Origin of the sequence: Pseudomonas sp. NFACC04-2, assembly GCF_900119265.1 — a bacterium.
GTDB lineage: Bacteria > Pseudomonadota > Gammaproteobacteria > Pseudomonadales > Pseudomonadaceae > Aquipseudomonas > Aquipseudomonas fluorescens_AA.
Genome location: NZ_FPJC01000002.1, coordinates 15,937 through 40,665 on the forward strand (window position 1 = coordinate 15,937; position 24,729 = coordinate 40,665).

Sequence of the window (24,729 nt, forward strand, 5' to 3'; positions counted from 1 at the left end):
CTTCACCCTCTTCTTATTCATCGACGAGCAGATACCGATATGGATGACTTCAAGACACTGGTCACTTACTCACGCAAAAACGCCATGCGACGCTTGGTTCGCTGCCTGTTTGCCGAGAACATTCTGGACCGTTCAGCCCTGAGCTTTTCCGCGGACGGCAGCGAGGCGACCTACCCGTTGAAAAATGCCCGGGCCCAGCTGTTTTTCTCGCAGATTACCCTGGCCCCCGCCGACACCTTGATCAGTGACGGCGACGTGGTCCTGCTGACCGACGAAGGCGTACGCCAAGTCATTCACAGCCATCAGGACTTGCTGGACGTGCTGCGCGACAGCTTCGACTTCGAACCCAGCGACGAAGGCGTGGCCGGCCTCAAGTCGGACATGGAAAACAGCCTGATGAACGATGCCAACGCCCGCCAGCATCGCCAGCAATGGAACGCGCGCCTGGCCCAAGCCGCCGAAAGCCACGGGCTCGCCAGCCTGACCGACTACTTGCGCCGATACACCAGCACCAAGGACGCCGCGATCCTGTTGGACCAATGGGGGTCGCTTGAAGGCCATCCGTATTATCCGACCTGGAAATCCCGTCCAGGCCTCAGCGATGCGGAAGTCGAACAACTGTCCCCCGAGTTCAACACCCAGGTCCCCCTGCGCATTGCCGCATTGCGCGCCGACATGGCCAAAAGTGAGAGCATGCCCCATGTCACCAGCTACCACCGATGGTTCGCCAGCAACTTCCCGGCGCAATGGGCGCAATGGACCGCCGCCCTCAATGCCAAGGGCCTGGACGAAAACCAATGGCTGCCGCTGCCCATCCATGCCTGGCATCTCCAGGCCTACGTGCTCAAGACCTTTGCCGCGGAAATCGAAGCCGGCATCCTGATCACCGAGGGCCCCGACCTCCAGACGCTGCCGACCATGTCCTATCGAACCATGATGCCGGTGCTGGACGAGACCGCGCCGCTGATCAAGTTGCCCATCGCCGTGTGGATGACCAGCGAGCTGCGCAGCCTGCAAGCCAAGTCGATCCACATGGGCCCGCGGATCAGCACGGTGATCACGAAAATCCTCGCCGCCGAAAACGGCTTCGACCAGCGCCTGGAAATCTTCCCGGAAGAGATCGGCGTACGGTACCGCAACGCGATCACCCAGGACGATGCCCCCGGACGACACCTGTCAGTGGTCTATCGCGCCAGCCGGGCGGCTTTCGAACGCAACGACGATTGCCTGCCCATCACCGTGGCCTCGTTGTTCACCCGCCTGCCTGGCGGCCGCCCGCTGTTTACCGACCTGATCGAGCGCGATGGGATTCGGGCCGATGCCCAGGGCGTTGAAGACTGGTTCCGGCAGTACGCCGCCGTGGTCACCCGTCCAGTGGTCGCGATCTACCTGATGTACGGCATCGGCCTTGAAGCCCATCAGCAAAACACCATGGTGCTGTTTGCCCCCGACGGCAAAGCGCGTAGCCTGCTGATCCGCGATTTCGGCGACGGCAGGACCTACGCGCCCCTGCTGGAAGAACGCGGGTACACCTTGCAACCTCATGTGCAGCCGGGCATCTTGCCGACCGTGTTCGTGGAAGATATCGAACCGGTGCGAATGTTCGTGCTCGACGCGGCGTTCCTCACTCACTTGCACGAGGTCGCCTTGTGGCTGACACGGGAATACGGGTTGGACGACACGCGACTGTGGAGGGTACTGCGCGAGGAAACCGAGGCGGCGTTCGAAGCCGTACGCGAGCGTGTCGCCGCACCATTGTGGGAGGCTGAACGCCAGGCGTTCATCCAGGACCCGTGGCCGACCCGGTCGTTGTTGCGCATGCACCTGTTGCAGTACTCCAACTATCGTTTACAGCACACGCTGACCAACCCGCTTGCGAGCGTTTAACCACCGAGGCTGAGTCATGTCCCACGCAGGTGCCATCCAGGGTTCGAACATCAGGTTCCTGATTTACCTTCTATTCGCGATCCAGCTCATCTCCATGGGCGCGATGGAAATGAGCGGGCCGTTCTGGCCGGTCCACCTGCGCGGGCTGACGTCCTCGGAGTCGGTCTTCAGCTTCGCCAGCATCGCCGTGTATGTCGGGCCGATGCTGGGCATCATTCTGACCAGCGCCTTCTGGGGTCGTATCGGTGATCGCTACGGTCATAAGTTGATGATGATCCGCGCCCTGGCGGGCCTGTCATTGACGCAGCTCGGGCTGGCGCTGTGCAACGACATCTGGCTCATCCTGGTGCTGCGCTTCCTGCAGGGCGCCTTTGCCGGGTACATCGCCCCGGCCCAGGCCTATGGCGTTAGCATCGAGGCCCCCTCGCGACGGGCGCGGCTGTTCGCGATCCTGCAAATATCCACCAACGTCGGCTCATTGCTCGGCGCGGTGGTCGGGGGCCTGATCCTCGACTACGCCACTTTCTTCTGGATCAACATCATCGCCTCGGCCTTGTGCGCGGTATGCACGGTGGTGGCCGCCGTGACCTTGCCGGACGTGCCACCGGTGAAAAAAACCGCGACCATCCAGGCCCCGACGACCGCGAGCCGTACCGACAGCGTCTGGCAAGGAACGCCATTGCTGTCATTGCTGTGGGTCATGGGCATCCTGCTGTTGGCAAGGATGCTGCCACAGACCTCATTCTCCTTGTATGTGAGCTCGGTATTCGACGTCAGCAACTCGGTGGTCGGCCTATGCTACGGCTTGCTGGCGTTGGGTTTCATCCTCTCGGCCACGACCTGGTCGCGCTATTTCGAACACCGTACCCAGCAGGACACCTTGCACCGCATCATCTACGTCGTGCTCGGTTGCATCGCCCTGACCGCCCTGGCGGGGGTCACGCGCAATGCCATCGTCTTTGTCGTCGTCTACTTCATCTGGGGGGTGCTGCTGGGGGCTACCACGCCGGTGCTGATGGCGCTGATCTCGAAATCCGCCGACAGCGCGCGCCAAGGCCAGGTGCTGGGCATTGCCCAGGGCACCGCGCAGTTCGCCTCGATCGCGGGCATCTCGGCCGGTGGGTTGCTCAGCCAGGTCTATGGATTGCAGTACACCTACCTGTTCGTTTGCCTGGCCTATGTGTTGGCACTGATTCCCATCGTCGCCTTGCGGTACTGGCCCGCGAGCTTGCAAGCCAGCCCCGCCCCGCCCGGGGACTGATCAAGGAGTTTCCCTTTGAACATTGAACAACTGCGCGCCGATACGCCCGGTGTCGCGCATCTGGTCCATTTCAACAACGCCGGTGCGGCACTGATGCCTGAACCGGTGATCGAGGCCGTGACCAACCATCTGCAACGGGAGGCGCGCCTCGGTGGTTACGAGGCCGCCGGGCAACAGGCCGCGGCGCTGGACAATGTCTATAACGCCATTGGTCGCCTGATCAACGCCCAGCCCGATGAAATCGCGGTGATCGAAAACGCCACCCGTGCCTGGGACATGGCCTTCTATTCATTGCCGCTGCGGCCCGGCGATGTGGTCCTGACGTCCACCACCGAATACGCCGGCAACTACATCCCCTACCTGCAACTGAAAAAACTCCGCGGTATCGAGCTGCGGATCATTCCCAACGATGAGCACGGCCAGGTGTCGCTGCCGGCCCTCAAGACGCTGTTGGAGGATGAGCGCGTCGCCTTGGTGTCCTTGCCGGTGATTGCCACCAACGGCGGACCGGTCCAACCCATCGAACAGATCGGCGCCCTGGCACGGGCCGCCGGGGTGCTGTTTCTGCTCGATGCCTGCCAAGGGGTCGGGCAAATGCCGATCGATGTGAAACGCATCGGCTGCCACATGCTCGCCGCGACCAGCCGAAAGTACCTGCGCGGCCCCAGGGGCATGGGTTTTCTCTATGTCGAAAAGGCCCTGTGCCGGAACCTTGAGCCGGCTTTTCTCGACCTGCACGCCGCCTCGCTGCAAACACCTGACACGTTCAGCCTGCGTGACGATGCCAAGCGCTTCGAGAACTGGGAGTGCAACGTGGCAGCCAAGCTGGGGCTCGGCGCGGCGGTGGAGTACGCACTGGCCCAAGGCATCGAGCCGATGTGGCAGCGCATTCAGCACCTGGCCAGCCATTTGCGCGAACGCCTGGCGGTGATTCCGGCGATCACGCTTCAAGACCAGGGCACGCTCCAATCCGGCATCGTCACATTCACCCACCGCCACGGCAGCGCGACCCAGGTCCAGCAATGGCTGGCGGGCCAGGCCAAACGGATCAACGTCAGCACATCGACGTTCCACTCGACGATGCTCGACATGCAGCAACGCGACTTGCTGGAAGTCAGCCGCGCCTCCGTACACGCCTACAATACCGAAGCTGAAATCGACACGCTGGCGGCCGCGCTGACGCACCTTCCGCGCCCCTGAGGGATGGTTCAGGGCTTTGCTCAAAACGGTGGGAGCGAGCTTGCTCGCGATGGCGCCGGCACAATCAACATCCCCGCAAGCTGACACATCGCTATCGCGAGCAGGCTCGCTCCCAATCGATGCCGCTTGCGTCGCGAGCAAGTTGTCCTTTAGCATTGGGAATACTTCTCAATTGCAAAAAACCGCAGCCATGAGCGAAACCCTGCCCGCGAACAACGACCAGCATCTGCGCGTGATCGAAGACCTGTACGCCGGCCATCACGGCTGGCTGTACAACACGCTGAAGAAGAAGCTGGGCAACGCCATGGATGCGGCGGACCTGGCGCAAGATACCTTCACGCGCATTCTCGCCTCCCAAGTCACGGCCATTGACCAGCCCCGGGCCTACCTGAGCTGCGTGGCCAAGGGCATTCTCATCAACTGGTATCAGCGCAAGGCCCTGGAACGTGCCTATCTGGAGGCGCTCGCGCATTTGCCGGCCCAGGAAGTGCCGTCCCCTGAATTGCGCTTTCTGGTACTGGAAACCCTGCACGAAATCGACGCCATGCTCGACACCCTCCCGGCGCCGGTCAAGCGGGCGTTCCTGCTGTCGCAGATCGGCGGCCTGAAATACGACGACATCGCCCAACAGCTGAACGTCTCGCTGATCACGGTCAAGCGCTACATGAAGCAGGCATTCGTGCAGTGCTTGATGCTGGTGGAATGAATGCTCACTCGTCGCCGTGAGCCGCCGCTCGACCCCAAGGTTCTCGAAGAAGCCGCCGAATGGCTGATGCGCTTGAGCGAAAGCGACCTCAGTGACACCGAGCGCGCCGAATGGGAATGTTGGAGGGCCAGCAGCCCCGAGCGCGGTCGGGCCTGGTCTCGTGCGCAATTGCTGCAAAGCAAGCTCGGCGGCTTGCCACGCGCGTTGGCGATGTCGGCACTGGATCGTCCAAGCAGCCCCGAACGACGCGCGGCACTCGGCAAACTGGCGTTGCTGCTGGCAGCAGTGCCTGTCGGTTGGGGCAGTTGGAAACTGGCGCGATCGCAGCAATGGTCCGCCGACTACCGCACCGCCATCGGCGAGCGCCACGAGTTGACCCTGGCCGACGGCTCTCACCTCACCCTCAATACCGGCACGGCCATCGACGTGCTGTTCGACACCCGGCAGCGGCTGCTCCATGTGCGCGAAGGGGAAGTCTTGGTGCAGACCGCGCCGGATGCCTCACCCCAGGCCCGACCGTTCCTGGTCAGCACCCGCGAGGGCCGGATGCAAGCCCTGGGTACGCGGTTCATCGTGCGCCAACTGCCATCGCGCACCCATCTGGCGGTACTCGAAGGCGCGGTGCGGATTGAGTTGGCCGAGGCTCGCCAGGCCGCGCCGCTCATCGCCAACGCCGGACAGCGCACCGACTTCTCGTCCCAGGCCTTCGGCCCGTTGACCCCGACAGATCGCAATGCCAGTGCCTGGACCCAAGGCATGCTGATGGCCGACAGGATGCGCCTGGCGGATTTCGTCGCCGAACTGGCGCGCTACCGCCGGGGCTTCGTGCGTTGCGACCCGGCCATTGCCGAGCTGCGGGTGTCCGGCGCTTTTCCCATCAGCGATACCCAGCGCACGCTCAACATGCTGGTGCAAACCTACCCGGTCCTGGTCACCGGTCATTTGAGCGGTTACTGGGTGACGCTCTCCCCGGCCTGACCCCCACAAAATTATTTGCTGCTCGGGTGATACTTTTTTTGATCTCAACTGGCAAAGAAAGGAATAACCATTTCACCTCGTCCATAGGGTCATCCATCCATGCTCGTTGCACGGCCCCTGCGTCCGGATCGTCCGTCCAAGCCCGTCATGCGCAGTGTGCTGTTGAGCCTTGCGTTGAGCACGGTCACCGGGTCGTTCGCCTTCGCCGCCGTGCCCGCGCAACTGGAAGCCATCGCTCCCCGCGCCTATGACATCGCCCCGGGGCCGCTCGGCCCCGCCCTGTCGCGCTTTGCGGTGACCGCCGGCATTGCCTTGTCGTTCCAGCCCTCGATCACTGAGGGCCTGGTCAGCCCGGGGCTTTCCGGCACTTATCCGGCAACGCAAGCACTCACCCATCTGCTGGCCGACAGCGGCGTGGAAATGGTTGCCCGCGACGATGGCAGCTACACACTGGTGCTGCGCCAGGTGTCCCTGCCGCAGATCAGCGTCGACGCCGCCGGCAGACGCAGCACCGACCTGTCACCTACCGACGCCAACGGCCAGGTCGCCCACGGCGCACGCCTCGGCCTGCTGGGCAACGCCGATGTGATGGATGCACCGTTCAGCGTCAGCAGCTACACCTCGACGATGATCAGGGATCAACAGGCGACCACCGTGGGCGACTTGCTGGAGCGCGACGCTTCGGTGCGCTCCACGGGCCAGGCGGGAGGCATCGTCGACTCGTTCTTCATCCGCGGTTTTCCGCTGGGGGAAGGCAACCTCGGGGAATTGGCTTTCGACGGTGTGTATGGCGTGGCGTCCAATTACCGGGTGTTCACCGATTACGCCGAGCGCATCGAACTGGTCAAGGGGCCCGCGGCGCTGCTCTATGGCATGTCGCCCAACAGCGCCGTGGGCGGAGTGATCAACGTGGTCCCCAAGCGCGCCCTCGACGAGGACCTGACCCGATTCACCAGCCGCTACGCCACGAACTCGCAACTGGGCGGCCACCTCGACGTCAGTCGGCGCTTTGGTGAAGAACGCCGGTTCGGAATCAGGCTCAACGGTAGCCTGCAGCAGGGTGACACGGCCATCGACAAGCAGTCCCGAGACGTCGGTACCGGCGCCATGTCCTTGGATTACCAAGGGGATCGCCTGCGCATGACCCTGGACCTGATCAGCCAGGATGAAAAATTCGACGCCGCCTCCCGCCCTTTCCTGATTGCCCCCGGCGTGCAAATTCCCTCCGCCGCCAACGGCCGCACCAGTGTCAGCCAGGACTGGGGACGCTCCCGGGCCCGGGACAAATCGGCGTTGTTGAGTGGCGAGTACGACCTCAACGACCAGCTGACCCTGTTTGCCCACACTGGCGGCGGAAAATCCGAGGTCGAGCGCATGTCCGACCAGACCCCGACCATCATCAACGCCGCCGGCGACACGTCATCGGTTCCCGGTTATTACAAATTCAACGTCCAACGCTACACCGTCGATGCCGGCGCGCGCCTGGGCTTCGACACCGGGCCGGTCAGCCACCGCGCGGTGCTGCAAGTCAGCCGTTATCGCGATGAATTGTCCCGGGGCATTGTTTCCGGCCCCGCCATCCTCTCGAACATCTATCACCCGGTCGACCGACCCAGACCCAACATCGCCGAACCTTCCACGCCAAAAGTCTCAGAAAGCGAGCTGTCGGGCGTCGCCCTGGTCGACACCTTGTCGGTGCTCGATGAGCGCCTGCAGGTCACCCTCGGGTTGCGCCGGCAAAACATCCAGTCGGACAACTACAACACCACCGTTGCCACCCCGTCCTACGACAAAAGCAAGACCACCCCACTGCTCGGTATCGTCACCAAGCCTTGGGACCATGTCGCGCTGTACTACAACTACATCGAAGGCCTGAGCAAGGGCGACATCGCGCCGGCTGCCGCCACGAACGCCGAAGAAGTTTTTTCACCCTACATCTCCCGTCAGCAGGAGATCGGGGTCAAGGTCGACTACGAGCGGTTCATGGCCACCCTGGCGCTGTTCCAGATCAAGAAACCCAGCGGCGAATTGTCGTCCGGGGTGTTTTCGGTCCAGGCCCAGCAACGCAACCGTGGCGTGGAACTGAACCTGTCCGGCGAGATTGCCCGGGGCACGCGCCTGCTCGGTGGCGTGACGCTACTCGATGGGGAACTGACCCGCACCAACGTCACCGCCAACCGCGGCAATACACCGGTGGGCGTCCCCAAGGTCCAGGCCAACCTCTGGGCCGAGTGGGACACCCCGGGCATCGACGGGCTGACACTGACCAGCGGTGCGATCTACACCGCCAGCCAGTACGTCGACCAGGCCAACACCCAGGAACTGGATGCCTGGACCCGCTTCGATGTCGGTGCCCGCTATGCCACGCGCATTGCCGAACGCCCCACGACATTTCGCGCCACGGTGCAGAACGTCTTTGACCGCGCCTATTGGTCGGGGGTCGCGTCCTATGGCGCGTTCTCCCAAGGCGCACCGCGCACGCTGTTGTTATCCGCCACCGTTGATTTCTGAAACCTGCGGGCCGGGGCGGCGACTTGCGCCGTTGTCCGGTCCGGCTTTTGTAAAGGCCTGAACCATGGTTACCGTTTTTCGCCGCCCTCACACCCTCGCCGCCCTGCTGTTCGCCGGGCTGCTCGGTGTGTCGTTTCTTTCGCTGACGCCCCGCAACGCCCTGGCCGCCGAGGCGGACCCTGCCCTGGGCAGCGTGACCGACCTGCTCGGGCGCCAGGTCAAGGTCCATCTCCCGGTCAGGCGGGTGATCCTCGGCGAAGGTCGCCAGTTGTATCTGGTGGCGGCGCTGGACACGCAAAATCCCATCGAACGCATCGTCGGTTGGCGCAAGGACCTGATCCAGTCAGACCCGGACACCTACGGTGCCTACCTGCGCAAGTTTCCCGAGATTGCCAAGATCCCGACCTTCGGCGGGTTCGAGGACGGCACCTTTGACATCGAACAGGCGATCTCCCAGCGTCCGGATGTAATCATCCTCAATATCGAAGCCCAGCACGCCACCGAGGATGCGCGCTACATCGAGAAGCTCGACGCCTTGGGCATCCCGGTGGTCTACGTCGACTTTCGCAACAACCCGATGCAGAACACCGAGCCGACCATGCGCCTGTTCGGCCAACTGTTCGGCAAGCAAGCCCGCGCCGAAGCCTTCATCGATTTTCGCAACCAACAGATTCGACGGGTCACCGACGTCATTGAAGCGCGCCACCCTGCCCGGCCCAAGGTCTTCATCGAGCGCATCGGCGGTTACACCGATGATTGCTGCCTGAGCTTCGGCAACGAGAATTTCGGCCTGTTCGTCGAAATGGCCGGTGGCGACAACATCGCCAAAGGCATCATCCCCACCACGTTCGGCCAGTTGAATGCCGAGCAAGTGGTGGTCGCCAACCCGGCGCAGGTGGTGGTCACCAGCGCCAACTGGGAAGCCTTTGCACCCGGTGGCCATTGGGTCGGCGTCGGCCCCGGGGCGGACATGGCCCAAGCCAGGAAAAAACTGGCGTGGTACACCCAGCGACCGGCCTACGCCGGCATCAAGGCCCAGGACGACCAGGCGTTCCACGCCATTTGGCATCAGTTCTACAACAGTCCCTATCAGTTCGTGGCCATCCAGCAATTGGCCAAGTGGTTTCACCCGACGTTGTTCGCCGACCTGGACCCGGGCGCCTCGTTCCGCCAATTGCACGAGCAGTTCCTGCCGGTCCCTTATGCGCCGGGTTACGCCGTCAGCCTGCGCCAGACTGAGGACCAGCCATGACTTCGTTGAACGAAACCTTGGTGATGCAGCGTGACACCTACCGGCGCCTGGTGCTGCGCAAGCGGCTTATTCTCGGGGGGCTCACGCTGTTGCTGATCTGCAGCGTCCTGCTCGACCTGGCACTCGGACCGGCACGCTACAGCCTCGACGAAGTGCTCGGCGCGCTGTTTTCACCGGACAGCGCATCGCCCCAGGTCCGCGTGGTGATGTGGGACATCCGACTGCCCGTGGCGCTGATGGCCGTTGCGGTCGGCGCCGCGTTGTCGCTGGCCGGCGCGCAGATGCAGACGATCCTCAACAACCCGCTGGCCAGCCCGTTCACCCTGGGCATTTCCGCCGCCGCCAGTTTCGGTGCGGCCATGGGGCTGGCGTTTGGCGTGGCCTTGTTCCCGCTGGCGGCGCAGTACATGGTGCCGGTGAACGCGTTCATCATGGCCATGCTGTCGGCATTGCTGATCCACTTCCTGAGCCTGCGCCGCGGTGTCACCGCCGAGACCATCGTGCTGCTCGGCATCGCCCTGGTGTTCACCTTCAACGCGTTGCTGGCGCTGGTGCAATTCTTCGCCACCGAGCAAGCCGTGGCCGCCGTGGTGTTCTGGACGATGGGCAGCCTGACCAAAGCCACCTGGCCCAAGCTCGGGGTGATCTGCCTGGTAATCCTGGTCACCTTGCCGATTTTCGCCCGGCGCGCCTGGGCCTTGACCGCGCTGCGGCTGGGGGACGACAAGGCCGCGAGTTTCGGCATCAACGTGCGCAGCCTGCGCTTTCAGACGCTGATCATGGTCAGCCTGCTCGCCTCGTTCCCGGTGGCGTTTGTCGGCACGATCGGCTTCATCGGCCTGGTCGGCCCGCACATCGCGCGGATGCTGATCGGTGAAGACCAACGGTTCTTCCTGCCGGCGTCCTTATTGACCGGTGCACTGATTCTGTCCGCCAGTTCGGTGATCAGCAAAACCCTGATCCCTGGGGCCATTTTCCCCATCGGCGTGGTGACGTCGCTGATCGGCGTGCCCTTCTTCATATCCTTGATTCTCGGCGGGAAAAAAAACTCATGGTAACGATCCGGCTGGAGAATCTCGGCGCCCGCTATGGCCAGCGCACGGTCATTCACGGCGTGACCACGGCAGCTTTTGTCGGCGGCCAGGTGGTGGCGGTAGTCGGCCCCAACGCGGCGGGCAAATCCACCTTGTTCAAGCGCATGGCCGGGTTGATCGACGGCCCCGGACAGGTGGTCTTGGAGGACTCTAAAAAGGGGCCGCTGGGCATCAGCTACATGCCCCAGGGCTTGAACGCCAGCGCCCGGTTGACGGTGTACGAGTCGGTGCTGCTGGCGCGCAAGCAGCTCACGCCGGGCTGGGTCGTTCATGATGATGAACTGAAGCTGGTGGACGACATTCTCGCCGCGCTGGGCATCACTGAGTTGTCGTTCCGTAATCTCGGAGAGCTTAGCGGCGGACAGCAGCAACTGGTGTCGATCGCCCAGACCCTGGTGCGCGAACCGGAGATCCTGTTGATGGATGAGCCGACCAGCGCCCTGGACATGCATCGGCAAGTCCAGGTGCTGAATTTCATGCGGGCCCTGGCGCGCAAACGCCAGGTCATTGTGTTCATCGCCATCCATGACCTGAACCAGGCGCTGCGCTTTGCCGACCAAGTGCTGGTCATCGCCGACAACACCGCCCAGGGCAGCGGCCCGAGCGCCGAGGTGATTACCGAGTCGATGCTGCGCCAGGTCTACGAGGTCGAAGCGCGGATCGAGCAGTGCAGCCGCGGCGAGCGCCACATCCTGATCGACGATATCGTTTGAACGCACAGCCGGGCCTTGCACCAAAGGCCCAGGACTTACCTGGATAACCAGGCCAACGATCTCGTTCACGTTACGATTGATGTCCTCGGACACCGCGCTCTGCTCTTCGGCTGCGCAGGCCTCGAGGTCAAGCTTTCGACAAATAACCGTAAGTATCCGGTAAGGGAAAACGCTCAACGATAGGCGCGCATTTCATCCTGTCCCGTTGGAGCACCCCATGCATTTGCTGCGCTTAGCCGTTTCCACCATCCCGAGCCTGATCCTACTCACTGCGACCCCTTCAGCGCTGGCCGCACAGGCCGCGGAACCTGAAACCGCACAAGCGTCTTCGTCCTGGGGGCTGGGGGTCGGCGCCATCAGCAGCCAGCAGCCCTATACCGGCATCGATCGCGACAACAAGGCGATACCGCTGATCCACTTCGAGAACCAATACTTGCAGGTGTTCGGCCCCAACGCCGAGGTCAAGTTGTCGCAGGTCGAGATCAACGACGCCCAGCACATCGATTTCAGCCTCGTGGGCCAGTACGATTTCAGTGGCTATGATGCCGATGACTCGCGGGTTTTCGATGGCATGAGTGACCGTAAAAGCAGCTTCTGGGCCGGAGTAAAAGTGCAGTGGCACACCGACTGGGCAGACATGCACGCCGAGTGGCTGGCGGATGTATCGGGCAACAGCAAGGGGCAGCGTTTCAACCTGGGCCTGGAGCGGACCTGGCGGCTCGATGACCATGTCACCCTCACGCCCCACGTGACGGCGATGTGGCAGGACAAGAAATACGTCGATTATTATTTTGGCGTGCGCGACAGTGAAGCCCGCATCGATCGCGCGGCCTATGATGGCAAGTCCGCCCTCAATACCGAATTTGGCGTCCGGGGAAACTACATGTTCGATAAGCACCACTCTGTGTTCCTCGATATCAAGGCAACCCGCTTCGCCAATGAGATCAAGGACAGCCCGCTGGTAGATCGTTCTACCGAAAACAGCGCGCTGTTCGGCTACCTGTACCGCTTCTGATGAGCCGCATTCTGCTGGTCGAGGACCACGAACGCTTGGCCCAACTGGTCAGCACGGGATTGACGAACGCCGGGATCGCCGTCGATGTGATCAACCGCATGGACGGTGCATGGGCGGCGATCCAGCGGGTGCCCTACCGGGCGCTGATTCTCGATCGCGGCTTGCCGGACGGCGACGGGCTTGTCTTGTTGAAGCGCCTGCGCAGCGCCGGGCTTGGCTTGCCGTGCCTGGTGCTCACGGCACGGGATGCCCTGCATGATCGGGTACAGGGGCTCGATGCCGGTGCCGATGACTATCTGCCCAAGCCGTTTGCCATGGATGAAATGGTTGCCCGGGTGCGGGCTTTGCTGCGGCGCCCAGTGGACTGTCGCCCACTGGCCCCCAGCCACGGAGACCTGAGCCTGCAACCCGATACCGGCACCATGTGTTGTGCGAATGAAAGCATTACCCTGGCGCCGGCGGAAATGCAGATCATGTTGCTGCTGTTGCGCAAGCCTGGGGAAGTCGTCCGCCGCCCCAGCATAGAGGCGGCGGGCTGGGGCTTGAGCGAGGCGGTTACGCCGAACGCCCTGGATGTGGCCCTGCACCGTATCCGCCGCAAGCTGCTTGCCATCGGCTCCCGCCAACGCATTGTCAACCTGCGAGGTCTCGGTTATGCGCTCCGCCAGGGCGACGTGGTTGAGTAGCCTCAGGTTCAAGGTGCTGCTGGCCTATATTGCCGGCGTGGCGCTGAGCATTCTGTTGATCGTGTCGGCGGCGTTGGCCCTGGTCAGCTCACAGAGCGACATCCTGTCGGTGATGAACATGGCCGAACGCACCCAGGAACTGGCGGAGAAACTCCAGTTCGATGCTGGCGGGCGCCCGGTCGGACTCGACCCCAGCGAGGCGGATCGAATCTGGACCTTTGACAGCATGGGACAGGAGATCGGCTACCGTGTGCTGGATGCCTCGGCAAGCGTGGCCCTGACGTCCACCAACGCGACCTTCTGGCCGGCGAGTGCCTCGCTGCGCCCTCTGGAGCATGAACCGTTCAAGTTCGAGCGCCAGGGCATCTTGATGTACGGTGCCACCGCGCCAGTCGAACACGACGGCCAGACCTGGTTCCTGCAGCTTGCCGTCAGCGAACGGTTGATGGACCTCTTTCACGGAGCCTTCGCGCTGCCCTTCATGGGGGCCGGCATCGTCCTGTTCAGCCTGGTACTGCTCTTCGTCTTTGGCGCCTGCGCCTATGTCATCCTGGGTTATACGCTCAAGCCCTTGCGCGACGTGTCCGAGTCGGCCGCGGCCATCTCGCCTCGCTCGCTGCATTCGCGCTTGCAGGTCAGCAACGTTCCGTCCGAAATCGTGCCACTGGTGGACAGTTTCAATCGGGTCCTCCAGCGCCTGGAAAATGGCTACCGGATCCAGCAGGAATTTCTGGCCACAGCGGCGCACGAGCTGAAGACACCGCTGGCGCTGATACGCGCGCAGATCGAATTGATGGCAGACAGTCCCGATCGCAACGCGCTCCTCAACGACGTGGCCCACATGACCCGCCAAGCCCAGCAACTGTTGCTGTTGACCGAAACCAGTGAGGCCCAGAACTATAAGTTTGCCGCGGTCGAACTGGCCGATGTCGCGAGGGAGGCCACCGACTATTTGCAGCGCATGGCCGAAACGGTCGAGGTGCGCCTGGTACTGGCCGAGGATTGCACGGGCGCTGCCCCCTGGCAGGCTGATCGCAGCGCTCTCTTCACCTTGCTGAAAAACCTGCTGGAGAACGCCCTGCAACACGCCCCTCGAGGCACGGAGGTGCGAGTGGACATCGGCAGGGATCACCTGAGCGTACGCGATTGGGGCCCCGGGGTTGATCGGGAGCAACTGCCGCAGCTGTTCGTGCGCTTCTGGCGCGGCCCCCATCGCCGCGACCATGGCGCCGGCCTGGGCCTGACGATCTGCCAGGAAATCGCCCAGGCCCATGGCTGGACGCTTTCAGCCACGAGAGCGGAACCAGGCTTGCTGCTTCAGCTGTCTCGCCGGGAACACGCCAACGACCCCGCACTGGCTTGAACAGCGCGGGTCCGAACCGGGGTGGACCCGGCCTCAGGCGACCCCGCCGTCGGGCATCGCAAGGGGGTCGACCTGGGTCACGCGGCTTGGCCTTAAGGTCTCCGGCATCGCCAACAACAGGCCCAATGCCAACGCGGCAATCGCCGCCAGGGTCAGGAACGCCGCGCTGTAGCCAGCCCCTTGCACCACGAAGCCGGCCAGGCCGTTGCTCAAGGCAGCGCCGAGCCCGAACACCGTCGACAACACCCCGAGACTGACGTTGAAGCGCCCAGTGCCCTGGGTCAGGTCCTTGACCACCAGGGGAAACAGCGCGCCAAACAACCCGGCACCGATACCGTCCAGCAGTTGCACCGCCACCAACCAGTAGGGGTCGTCCGAGAGCACGTACAACACACCGCGGATGGGCAGGATCAGGAAGCCGGCCAGCAGCAACGGCTTGCGACCCCAGGCATCGGCCTTGACGCCCACCAGCCACGCCATGGGCACCATGACCAGCTGCGCCGCAACGATACAAGCCGACGTCAGCGGCGTGGCCAGGTGCACATTGGCCTGGGCGAGCTTCTGGCTGACCAGCGGGAGCATCGCCGCGTTCGCCAGGTGGAACAGCCCGCAACAAATGGCGAACAACAGCAGCGTACGGTTATCCAGCAGGACCCGCAGCGTCGAGGGGACAGGGCCGTGAACCCGCTGCCCTGCCTCCAGGCCCCGTGCCACGTCATGGTCAATGGCCTCGGCGGACACGCAACCGACCGCCACAATGCTGGCCAATGCCATGGCGGCCATCAGGTAGAACACCGCGATGGGACCGAACAACCAGGCGAACCCGCCCGCCAGTAGCGCGGCGCAGGCATTGCCCGCGTGATTGAATGTTTCGTTGCGCCCTGTGCGCCGTGTAAAGGCCTTGGCGCCGGTAATGCCCAGGGAAATCGCCGCGATAGCCGGCGCAAAGACTGACGCTGCCACGGCGCCGATGGCCTGGGTCACTGCCACTAGGCCAAAGGACGACGTGAACGGAAGTATCAGGCAACCCAGCGTCACCACCAAGGCCGCCACGGCCACCACGGCACGCTTGCTGCGCACCCGGTCGATCAGCGCGCCGGCGGGCGCCTGGGCGACGAGCCCGGCCATGGCGGCCACTGTCATCACCACGCCAATGCTGGCCGGGTCCCAGCGATGCACCGCCAGCAGGTAGATCGCCAGGTAAGGACCCAAACCATCGCGCACATCCGCGAGGAAAAAATTCAGGCCATCCAGGGAAAGGTTGTTGCGTCGGTCTCGGTTTCGATCCACAGCGGCCTCGACGGGCATTGCCCCAAAGAAAATTGACGCAATGATGTCGCAAAGAATCGAACCGGGCCACCGTGATGAACGCGGGGCCACTGAGAAAACCGTGGCGAGGGAGCTTGCTCCCGCTGGGTCGCGAAGCGACCCCAAAACCTGCCGAACGCGTAACACAGACACACCGCACCCGCCGGTTCACGACTGCTTCGCAGCCGAGCGGGAGCAAGCTCCCTCGCCACAGGTCCATCTTTTTTCTTAGGAGAACTGCATGACCTACCAAAGGGCGATGTCGTAGGTAAAGTAGATCCGGTTGCTGTCACGGCCACGGGAAAAGTCCGAGCGATAGACGTAGTTTCGCAGCTTCACCCCCACCCCCTTGAACGTCCCCTGCTGCACCACATAGGCGATCTCTGCGTCGCGCTCCCACTCTTTGACCGTGGTGTCGGACTTACCGTCGTTACCGCTCAGATAGCGGGTGGAGAACGTCAGGCCGGGCACACCGAGGCGAGCGAAGTCGTAGCCGTAACCGAGCATCCAGGTCTTCTCGTCTTCCTCGATGAACTTGCCGATCCCGACGTTGCTGAAGGAGTACACCGTGGCGCCGCTGATGTAAGGCAGGCCCGCCTCACCGCTGAGGGTCTGGTAACCGGCGCTCAGTGTGTGACCGGCAACGGCGTAGGACAGCGACCCGCTGAGCATGTCGTTGTCGATCTTGCCGCCGTAGGCCGACCCCGAATCGACGCTGTTGAAGTAGCGCAGGTCGCTGGTCAATACCCCGGCGCCCAGGGGCAGATCATGCTGGATGCCAACAAAGTTCTGTCGATAGAAATTCTCCAGCTCGCCATAGAAGTAACTCAGGCGGATGTGCTTGCCCAGCTTGTAGTCGGCACCGGCATAGCTGAAGTCACCGGACTTATCGCCGCCGTAGCCGTCCGGCACGATCGGCATGCTGTCGCTCGAATCCCGCAGCTTGAAACGCTCCAGGTGCCCGCCGGTCACGGTGAGGTTGTCAATGTCATTGCTGCTGATCTGGGTGCCTTGGTAAGTCTGGGGCAACAGCCGCGCATCGTTGTAGACCAGCACCGGGGTCTTGGGCAACAAGGTGCCATATTTGAGCGTGGTCTTGGCCACCCGGGCCTTGGCGGTCATGCCCGCACTGGCGAACTCGTCGGCGGCGCGACCGTCGTCATGCACCGGCAGCAGGCCGGTGCCACTGCGGCCACGCCCGGAGTCGAGCTTGACCCCGAGCAGGCCCAGGGCATCGACCCCGAAGCCGACGGTACCCGGCGTAAAGCCTGACTGGTAATCCAGCAGGAAGCCCTGGGCCCATTCGGTGCGCTCACTCTTGGCGGTCCTTGCCGCCCGGGCGCTCATACCGTGCTCGTCGCGGAAGTTTTCGTTGAAGTACACGTTGCGCAATTGCAGCTTCAGCTTGCTGTCATCGATGAAACCTTCGGCGCTGGCCGTGGCCAGGGGCAACAGGCCAAGGATTGGAAGCAAAGCCCCGCGGGTCAGCAAAATGTTCATGTCTGGCTACTCGTTGTTGTTATTGGGCATGCACGCGTGCGCACTCCCCCCTTGCGGGGGGACGTGTCAGGCAGGAAAACAAGGTTGTCGGGGAATCAGGAAAACAGCGTCAGTGCCCCGGTCAGCAGGGCCAGCGCGGTAATCACCAGGGACGTGAGCACCGCCCATTTGACGGTGGCTTTCTGGAAGTCGCCCAAGTCGCGGTCGACCATGCCCACCAGCAACAGGGTCGAGGCCACCAGCGGGCTCATCAGGTGCACCGGCTGGCCGAGAATGGAGGCCCGGGCAATTTCCACCGGATCAATCCCGTAGGCAGCCGCGGCGTTGGCCAGGATCGGCACGACACCGAAGTAGTAGGCATCGTTGGACAATACGAAGGTCAGCGGCATGCTGGTAATCGCCACCACCAGCGGGAACAGATGCCCCCAAGAAGGCGGAATCCAATCGACCAGGGTTTGCGCCAGCGCATCGACCATTTTCGTTCCGGAGAAGATCCCGGCGAAGATGCCCGCGGCAAACACCAACAGGACCACGGTCATGGCGTTGCCCGAATGGGCGAGAATGCGCTCCTTCTGAATATCCAGTTGCGGATAGTTGATCATCAGCGCCAGGACGAAACCGATCAGGAACAGAATCGCCGAGTGCATGAGCCCCATCACCAGCGCGACCATCACCGCGACCACCAGCAGCAGGTTGACGTAGGCCAGTTTCGGACGCTTGTGTGGCGTGTCCTCGATGATCGCGTTGATGTAGCAGTCACCGCCACCGCTTTGCAGCTGGACGTTGCCAATACGCTTGCGCTCGGCACGGCCCAGCAGGAAGGCCGTGAACACCACCCACATCGCACCGCCGATCATGGTCGGCAGCAACGGCACGAAATACTCACCGGCATCCAGGCCCAGCGCTGCGATCGCACGGGTCGCCGGGCCGCCCCAAGGGGTCATGCCGCTCATGATGCTCAAGGAGAGCATGGAAATGGTCGCCAGGATCATCGGGTTCATGCCGATGCGCTTATACAGCGGCAGCATCGCGGCACAGGTGATCATGTAGGTCGTCGTACCGTCGCCGTCCAGCGCCACCAACAGCGACAGCAGCGCAGTGCCCACGGCGATTTTCATCGGGTCGCCATTGACCCGCTTGAGGATCTTGCGGATCAGTGGATCGAACAGACCGGCGTCGATCATCAGGCCGAAAAACAGGATCGCGAACAACAGCAGCGCCGCCGAGGGCGCGACCATTTTCAGGCCGTCCAGCATCATCTTGCCGGTGGTCCCGCCAAAACCGCCGAGCACGGCAAAGACGATGGGCACTACCGTCAAGGCGACGATCGGGGACAACCGTTTGGTCATTATCAGGAAGGTGAAGACCACCACCATGGCCAAGCCAAGTAAAGCGAGCATATGTCAGATCTCTTGTTGTTATGAGTAGCTTGGCAGACACCCGGACGCACGCTCCCCCACCCGCCAGGCAACACGCTGAAGTGTGCCTGGCGCAGAGGTATCGAGTGAGCTTGCGTGGTGCTGTCGAGTCAGCCGTGAGCGGCTAGATGTGTCTGGCGGCCTTCGTGCCGTCCCAGCCCGAGTCCGTTGCCGGGGTCTGTGTCAGGGTGGGTTTGCCATCCAGGGTCTGCAACAGCACTTCGCGGTCACAGGCATTCTCCGAGAGGGAGATCACCACGGTCGCAACGGCGTTGCTCGCCAAGCTGGTCAACGCCCGCGCTTCGGACATGAACCGGTCGATCCCGATCAATAGGGCCAGGCCCGCCAGGGGAATGTCGTGGATGACCGTCAAGGTCGAGGCCAGGGCGACAAACCCACTGCCGGTCACACCCGCGGCACCCTTTGACGACAGCAGCATGATCGCCAACATGGTGATGACCTGGGTCAGCGTCAGGTCGATGTTGCAGGCCTGGGCAATGAAGATCGCCGCCAGCGACAGATAGATCGCCGTACCGTCGAGGTTGAACGAGTAGCCCGTCGGCAGTACCAGCCCCACGACCCCTTTCTTGCACCCCAGGGCCTGGAGTTTTTCCAACATCCGCGGCATTACCGGTTCGGTCGAGGACGTGCCGAGCACCACCAGGAACTCTTCACGCAGGTAACGCAACAGCTTCCACAGGCTGAAACCGTGGGCCCGGCAAAGGCTGCCCAACACCACGAAGACGAAGAAGGCGCAGGCGATATACAAGGTCATGATCAGCTTGGCCAGCGAGCCCAGCGACGTGATGCCGTACTGCCCCACCGTGAAGGCCAAGGCCCCAAAAGCGCCAATCGGAGCGAAACGCATCAGGTAGGAGAAAATCTTGAACACCATGTGCGAAGCTGATTCCAGGACCTCCAGCACAGGCTTGCCGCGCTCGCCCAGGGACGATAGGGCAAAACCGCAGAGCACCGCGATAAACAGCACCGGCAACACCTCGCCTTTATTGAAGGCGCCGATGAAGGTGTCGGGAATGATGTGCATGAAGAAGTCCACCACGCTCAGTTTCGCGGCGGATTCGGTGTACTGCGACAGCCCCTGGGTACTCAACTGCGTCGGGTCGATGTTCATGCCCGCGCCGGGCTTGAACAGGTAGACCGACACCAGGCCAATGATCAGGCTGATCACCGTCAGTGCCAGGAACAACAGCATGGTCTTGCTCAACAAACGCCCCAGGGAGCGCTTATCGCTCATACCGGCGATGCCAGTGACAATGGTGCAGAATACCACCGGCGCGATCATCATCTTGATCAGCTTGATGAAGGCATCACCCAGCGGCTTCAAGGCAATTGCCTGTTGCGACCAGAAGTGCCCGACGACCACGCCCAGCAGCACGGCGCAGATGATCTGGAAGTAGAGCGATTTAACAACTTTCATGGCATCACCCATTTTTAGAATTGTTCTGATGCAAAAGACCCTGGCGGCCTGGGCTATCCGGCCAGCCGTTGGGACGCCGTGGCGTAGACGTAACCTGAGAAAAGCCGGCGCGCGGTACGTACTACCGAAGCCCGAATGGTCTCACCCTTTTCACCGGTGTAGGACAGTACGACATCAATACCGCCGCTTGGGTGTTCGATCCGAACCTGTTGCAAGCGCGGCTCACTGACGTTGCCGAGCAACTGTGCAACGACGCTGCCTTCGGTTACGCACGCCGTGGCCAGGCCGATGGAGCCGGTGATCGCCAGGGCGCGGTGACAGTTGTGCGGCATGAAATAACGCACCTGGACCGTCCCGCCGCACTTGGCCGGAGACACCAGCACCGGCTTGGGAATGACCTTGTCGCTGACATCACCCAGGCCCATCGCCAGGCCGGCTTTCAGCCGCAAGGACTCCAGCCGCTGCAGGAAGGCTTTATCGGCGTCCAGTTCGGCGGGGCTTTCATCGCCGCGTTTGCCGAGCTGGCTGGCCTCGACGATCATCATCGGCATCGCCATGTCGATGCAGGTCACCGGGATGCCGTCGATCAGGTCCAGGGGCTGCCCGGTCGGGAAAAGTTTCCCCGTCTTGCTGCCTGCCGCGTCGAGAAACGTCAGTTGTACCGGAGCGGCTGTGCCAGGCACACCGTCGATGGCGGTGTCGCCTTCATAGCTGACCTTGCCCTGCGGGGTTTGCACTTCGGCATTCACGAAAGTCCCGGTGTTGAGGTTGCGAATGCGTACCCGGGTCAGGTCGCCGGAAGGCTTGACCAGCCCCTGCTCGATGGCAAAGGGGCCGACGGCGCAGAGCATGTTGCCGCAGTTGGGGGCGGTATCGACACGACGCTGGGAAACCATGACCTGGACGAACAAATAATCGACATCCGCGTCTGGGTGCAGCGATGGGCTGACGATCGCCACTTTGCTGGTTTGTGGGCTGCCACCACCGATGCCGTCGATTTCCAGCTCGTGGCCGGAGCCCATCAGGTTGAGCAGCAGCTCGTCACGTTCGGCGATGGCGACCGGCAGATCCCAGGCGAGGAACACTGGGCCTTTGGACGTACCGCCGCGCATTAGCACACAAGGAATTCGCTGCATGTTCACTAACTCTTGGTGATCAATCTGGATAATTGATGCTCTGGACACAAGAGTGGCAAAGTTTGAAAAGTGTTTCCAATGCAAAGATCAGAGAGATTATTGCGTTTCGCAAATGAATTATTTTACGATGATTTGCACAGCGCATCCCCTCTCCGGTGAGGTAGAACATGGAATATGAGCTCCAGGACATTAGATCTTTCGTGAAAATCGCCGAACTGGGCAGTTTCCACGAAGCCGCCGATGCGCTGCATCTGTCACAACCGGCCCTGAGTCGAAGAATGAAAAAACTCGAAGAAGGCCTGGGAACCGCTTTGCTTGATCGCACGACCCGCAAGGTCAGCCTGACGAGTGTCGGCCGTGATTTCCTGCCCAAGGCGCGGCGCCTGCTGGATGATTTCGACGACTCGATTCTCAACATCCGCGAGCTGGCGGAGCGACAGATCGGCCGAGTGACCTTGGCGTGCATCCCCACGGCGGCGTTCTATTTCCTGCCTTCGGTGATTCGCCTCTACAACGAGCGCTACCCGAAAATCCGCATCCGCCTGCTCGACCTCAGCGCCAACGAAGGGCTCGAAGCGGTACTACGCGGCGAAGCCGACTTCGGTATCAACATGATGAGCGGCCAGCACCCGGACATCGAGTTCGTGCCCCTGGTCAACGAACCCTTTGTGCTGGCCTGCCGACGCGACCATGAATTGGCTGAACGCAGTGCGGTCACCTGGTCGGAACTCAGCGACTATCGGCTGATCGGGGTCGGGCGCCTGAGCGGCAACCGCATGCTGTTGGATCACGCGTTGTCGGGCCTGAGCTGGCGCCCGCAGTGGTTCTACGAAGTGCAGCACTTGTCTACGTCGCTGGGATTGGTCGAGGCCGGCCTGGGCGTGTCGGCGATGCCCAGCCTGGCCATGCCGGCCGGGGATCATCCAACCCTGGTCAGCGTGCCGCTGATCGAGCCGGTGGTAAACCGCTCCCTGGGCCTGGTCTACCGCCGGGGCGCATCGCTCTCCCCGGCCGCGGAGAAATTCGTTTCGATCCTGCTTGAGCAGTGGCCGCAATGAAGCGAGGCCGAATCCCTGGATCGATAATCACCTTGAGAGGTTGCCCGCTCGTTCCGAACGCTTGAGCAGCGCAATGAGAACACGCTGTCCGTACAAGCCGACGCCAAGCCCCGACACGATGAGCACGACGGCAATAAGCGTGTTGAGGGACAGACGCTCATCAAAAATCAGCACCGAACCCAGCAGGCCGAACACCGGCACCAGGAGCGACAAGGGCGCGACGGTCGACACCGGGTAGCGCTTGAGAAGCGAGTTCCACACCCAGTAGCCGAACAGTGTATTGGGGTAGACCTGGAACAGGATCGACAGGACGGCGCGGTAGTCGAGTTGATTCACCAGCGCGCTGTAGCCCGTCGAACCATTCACCGCGTAATCAAGCGCGAACAGCGGAATGGGCGAAAACGCGCTGGACCACACCAGGAACGCGAAGACCTGCGTAGTCTTGGCTTTTTTGCTGATGACGTTGGCCACACTCCAAGCCACCGCCCCCAGCAGCGCCAGGCACAGCCCCGCCGTGGTCACGGTGCCGTCAGCAATCGAGAGAATGCTCAACAAACCACAGCAAGCGATACCGATCCCCGCCAGTTGGTAGCGGGAAAGCGCTTCCTTGAAGATCCACGAGCCCAGCACAAGGGTGAAGAACGCGCTGAACTGCAGCACCAGCGATGCGATGCCGGCTGAAAGCCCGGCCTTGATGCCCATGTTGACGACACCCCAGAGTCCGATGCCGAAGACCAGGCCGTAGCCGATGATATAGCGCCACTGCACATCGGGTTTCGGAATGAAAAAGATCGCCGGCAGTGCGCAGAGCGTGAAGCGAATACCCGCCAGAATCAGCGGGTCAACGGCGATGAGGCCCAGCTTGATCACTGAGAAATTCACGCCCCATATGGCCGTTATCGAAATCGCGAGTAGCAGGTGTCCGGCTTTCATGCTGATCTTCCAGGCAGGGTCGTTGAAAAATGCATCGAGGCAATCCACAGCGCCAACGCGGCGAGGCTGATCGAGGCGCCCAACAGGCTGACCGCCATCCAGCCCCATAGCGCATAGACCTGGGTCGCAGCGGCCGCTCCCAGCGCGCTACCCACCGAGTAGAAACACATATACGCACCGACCATGCGACTTTGGGCGTCGGGCCGCGCGGCGAAAATCAGGCTCTGGTTGGTGACGTGCACGGCTTGTACCGCGAAGTCGAGTAGCACCACGCCGCAGACCAGCGCGATCAGGGAGCTCTCGGTAAACGCGATGGGCAACCAGGAGAACGTCAGGAGCCCCAGCGACCAGCCGGTAACCCGTTGCCCCCAGCCCTGATCGGCCCAACGACCGGCGCTTCTGGCCGCCAGGGCACCGGCGACACCCGCCAGGCCAAACAGGCCGATAGCCGTGTGTGAAAGTGACAGCGGCGCGGCGCTCAACGGCAGCACCATCGCAGTCCACAGCACCGAAAAAGCGGCAAAGATCAGCAAGGCCAGCAGGCCTCGGGTCCGTAGCATCGGCTCGGTCACGAACAGCAGGAACAGCGAGCGGATAAGCGCCAGGTAGGGCTGCCGGTCACGGGGCGACGCAGCGGCGGGCACCACGGCCCAGAACACTGCCGCGATGGTCAGCATCAAGCCCGAGGAAACGAAATAAACCCCGCGCCAGCCCGCCAGATCGGCGATCGCCCCAGAGGTAAAGCGCGCCAGGAGAATCCCCAGGACCACGCCACTGGTGACGGTACCCACGGTCTGTCCTCGTTGGGAGGGCGAGGACAGCACGGCGGCATAGGCCACCTGCACCTGGACGACCACCGCCAGCAACCCCATCACGACCATGGCGCCCAGCAAAGCCAACCAATGCTGGGCTGCGCCGACGGCCGCCAGCGCGATGGCAGACAACGCCAATTGGGCGAAAACCAGCCGTTTACGGTCGACCCGGTCCCCCAGCGGGACGATGAACAGCAACCCCAACGCGTACCCCACCTGGGTGGCCGTCACCACTCCCCCGATCAATCCTGAAGCGACACCCAGGCTCTCGGCCATCGAGGCGAGCAAGGGCTGGGCAAAGTAGACATTAGCGACGGCCAGTGCGCAGGTTACGGAAAACAATAACGTGAGCGACGGCGAAAGCCCCGATGACCCCGTGTAGGAGCTGCCGAAGGCTGCGATCTGTTGATCTTTCGCTTGAGACTCAGGCGTCGAGGGAAAGATCGCAGCCTCGCTTCGC

At 62.5% G+C, this 24,729-nt stretch carries 20 protein-coding genes and 1 pseudogene; 13 read left to right on the forward strand and 8 right to left on the reverse strand.

Annotated features, from left to right (window positions below; genetic code table 11):
- The first annotated feature begins 39 nt into the window (after window positions 1-39).
- The 9 genes from BT125_RS02375 to BT125_RS02415 all read left to right on the forward strand — a co-directional run bounded on the left by BT125_RS02375 (window position 40) and on the right by BT125_RS02415 (window position 11,602).
- Complete coding sequence (locus BT125_RS02375; RefSeq protein WP_072405009.1) at window positions 40-1,887, forward strand: IucA/IucC family protein; 1,848 nt, start codon at window positions 40-42, stop codon at window positions 1,885-1,887.
- Window positions 1,888-1,903: 16 nt separating this feature from the next.
- Window positions 1,904-3,148 carry an MFS transporter gene (locus tag BT125_RS02380; RefSeq protein ID WP_072405010.1) on the forward strand — a complete coding sequence of 415 codons (1,245 nt, stop codon included), beginning with the start codon at window positions 1,904-1,906 and terminating at the stop codon, window positions 3,146-3,148.
- Between the two features lie 15 nt (window positions 3,149-3,163).
- Window positions 3,164-4,348, forward strand: coding sequence for an aminotransferase class V-fold PLP-dependent enzyme (locus BT125_RS02385; RefSeq protein ID WP_072405011.1), 1,185 nt, complete (start codon window positions 3,164-3,166; stop codon window positions 4,346-4,348).
- A 190-nt stretch (window positions 4,349-4,538) separates the two neighbouring features.
- Entirely contained in the window at window positions 4,539-5,054 is a 516-nt protein-coding gene (locus BT125_RS02390) for a sigma-70 family RNA polymerase sigma factor (protein ID WP_072405012.1), read from the forward strand.
- The gene (locus tag BT125_RS02395) at window positions 5,055-6,032 is read left to right on the forward strand and encodes a FecR domain-containing protein (protein WP_072405013.1); all 978 of its coding nucleotides are present in this window, start codon (window positions 5,055-5,057) and stop codon (window positions 6,030-6,032) included. It begins immediately after the preceding gene.
- A gap of 99 nt (window positions 6,033-6,131) precedes the next feature.
- The gene (locus BT125_RS02400) at window positions 6,132-8,543 is read left to right on the forward strand and encodes a TonB-dependent receptor (RefSeq protein ID WP_072405014.1); all 2,412 of its coding nucleotides are present in this window, start codon (window positions 6,132-6,134) and stop codon (window positions 8,541-8,543) included.
- Between the two features lie 64 nt (window positions 8,544-8,607).
- Window positions 8,608-9,795 (forward strand): ABC transporter substrate-binding protein, encoded by a 1,188-nt coding sequence (locus tag BT125_RS02405; RefSeq protein ID WP_072405015.1) that lies wholly within the window; start codon window positions 8,608-8,610, stop codon window positions 9,793-9,795.
- Window positions 9,792-10,853: a FecCD family ABC transporter permease gene (locus BT125_RS02410; RefSeq protein WP_063321700.1), complete on the forward strand. Its 1,062-nt coding sequence runs from the start codon at window positions 9,792-9,794 to the stop codon at window positions 10,851-10,853. The genes BT125_RS02405 and BT125_RS02410 overlap by 4 nt, the downstream gene beginning before the upstream one ends.
- Entirely contained in the window at window positions 10,847-11,602 is a 756-nt protein-coding gene (locus tag BT125_RS02415; protein WP_072405016.1) for an ABC transporter ATP-binding protein, read from the forward strand. Before BT125_RS02410 ends, BT125_RS02415 begins: the two co-directional genes overlap by 7 nt.
- A 27-nt stretch (window positions 11,603-11,629) precedes the next feature.
- Here the strand turns inward: BT125_RS02415 and BT125_RS29905 are convergent.
- A pseudogene (locus BT125_RS29905) lies at window positions 11,630-11,722 on the reverse strand (hypothetical protein); the annotation flags it as partial.
- 97 nt (window positions 11,723-11,819) lie between these two features.
- Here BT125_RS29905 and BT125_RS02420 point away from each other — a divergent pair.
- Genes BT125_RS02420 through BT125_RS02430 form a run of 3 tightly spaced genes read left to right on the forward strand, consistent with a single transcriptional unit; the run spans window position 11,820 to window position 14,666 of the window.
- On the forward strand, window positions 11,820-12,617 hold the full coding sequence (locus BT125_RS02420; RefSeq protein ID WP_072405017.1) for a MipA/OmpV family protein: 798 nt from the start codon (window positions 11,820-11,822) through the stop codon (window positions 12,615-12,617).
- Window positions 12,617-13,303, forward strand: a complete 687-nt coding sequence (locus tag BT125_RS02425) for a response regulator transcription factor (RefSeq protein ID WP_072405018.1) — start codon at window positions 12,617-12,619, stop codon at window positions 13,301-13,303. The genes BT125_RS02420 and BT125_RS02425 overlap by 1 nt, the downstream gene beginning before the upstream one ends.
- Window positions 13,296-14,666 carry a sensor histidine kinase gene (locus BT125_RS02430; RefSeq protein WP_256573694.1) on the forward strand — a complete coding sequence of 457 codons (1,371 nt, stop codon included), beginning with the start codon at window positions 13,296-13,298 and terminating at the stop codon, window positions 14,664-14,666. Before BT125_RS02425 ends, BT125_RS02430 begins: the two co-directional genes overlap by 8 nt.
- Before the next feature lie 33 nt (window positions 14,667-14,699).
- On the opposite strand, the gene BT125_RS02435 is transcribed toward BT125_RS02430, so the two are convergent.
- The 5 genes from BT125_RS02435 to BT125_RS02455 form a co-directional block, all read right to left on the reverse strand.
- Window positions 14,700-15,956: an MFS transporter gene (locus tag BT125_RS02435; protein ID WP_139271663.1), complete on the reverse strand. Its 1,257-nt coding sequence runs from the start codon at window positions 15,954-15,956 to the stop codon at window positions 14,700-14,702.
- 264 nt (window positions 15,957-16,220) lie between these two features.
- Window positions 16,221-17,474, reverse strand: coding sequence for an OprD family porin (locus BT125_RS02440; RefSeq protein ID WP_072405021.1), 1,254 nt, complete (start codon window positions 17,472-17,474; stop codon window positions 16,221-16,223).
- Window positions 17,475-17,569: 95 nt separating this feature from the next.
- Complete coding sequence (locus tag BT125_RS02445) at window positions 17,570-18,874, reverse strand: CitMHS family transporter (protein ID WP_060742757.1); 1,305 nt, start codon at window positions 18,872-18,874, stop codon at window positions 17,570-17,572.
- Window positions 18,875-19,016: 142 nt separating this feature from the next.
- Entirely contained in the window at window positions 19,017-20,342 is a 1,326-nt protein-coding gene (locus BT125_RS02450) for a dicarboxylate/amino acid:cation symporter (RefSeq protein ID WP_072405022.1), read from the reverse strand.
- A 41-nt stretch (window positions 20,343-20,383) separates the two neighbouring features.
- On the reverse strand, window positions 20,384-21,466 hold the full coding sequence (locus BT125_RS02455; RefSeq protein WP_072405023.1) for a 4-oxalomesaconate tautomerase: 1,083 nt from the start codon (window positions 21,464-21,466) through the stop codon (window positions 20,384-20,386).
- A 167-nt stretch (window positions 21,467-21,633) separates the two neighbouring features.
- Here BT125_RS02455 and BT125_RS02460 point away from each other — a divergent pair, with 167 nt between their 5' ends.
- Window positions 21,634-22,524: a LysR family transcriptional regulator gene (locus BT125_RS02460; RefSeq protein WP_003200706.1), complete on the forward strand. Its 891-nt coding sequence runs from the start codon at window positions 21,634-21,636 to the stop codon at window positions 22,522-22,524.
- A gap of 27 nt (window positions 22,525-22,551) precedes the next feature.
- On the opposite strand, the gene BT125_RS02465 is transcribed toward BT125_RS02460, so the two are convergent.
- A complete protein-coding gene (locus tag BT125_RS02465) occupies window positions 22,552-23,457 on the reverse strand; it encodes an EamA family transporter (protein ID WP_072405024.1) in 906 nt (301 codons plus the stop codon).
- The gene (locus tag BT125_RS02470; protein ID WP_072405373.1) at window positions 23,454-24,671 is read right to left on the reverse strand and encodes an MFS transporter; all 1,218 of its coding nucleotides are present in this window, start codon (window positions 24,669-24,671) and stop codon (window positions 23,454-23,456) included. The genes BT125_RS02465 and BT125_RS02470 overlap by 4 nt, the downstream gene beginning before the upstream one ends.
- Window positions 24,672-24,729: the final 58 nt, after the last annotated feature.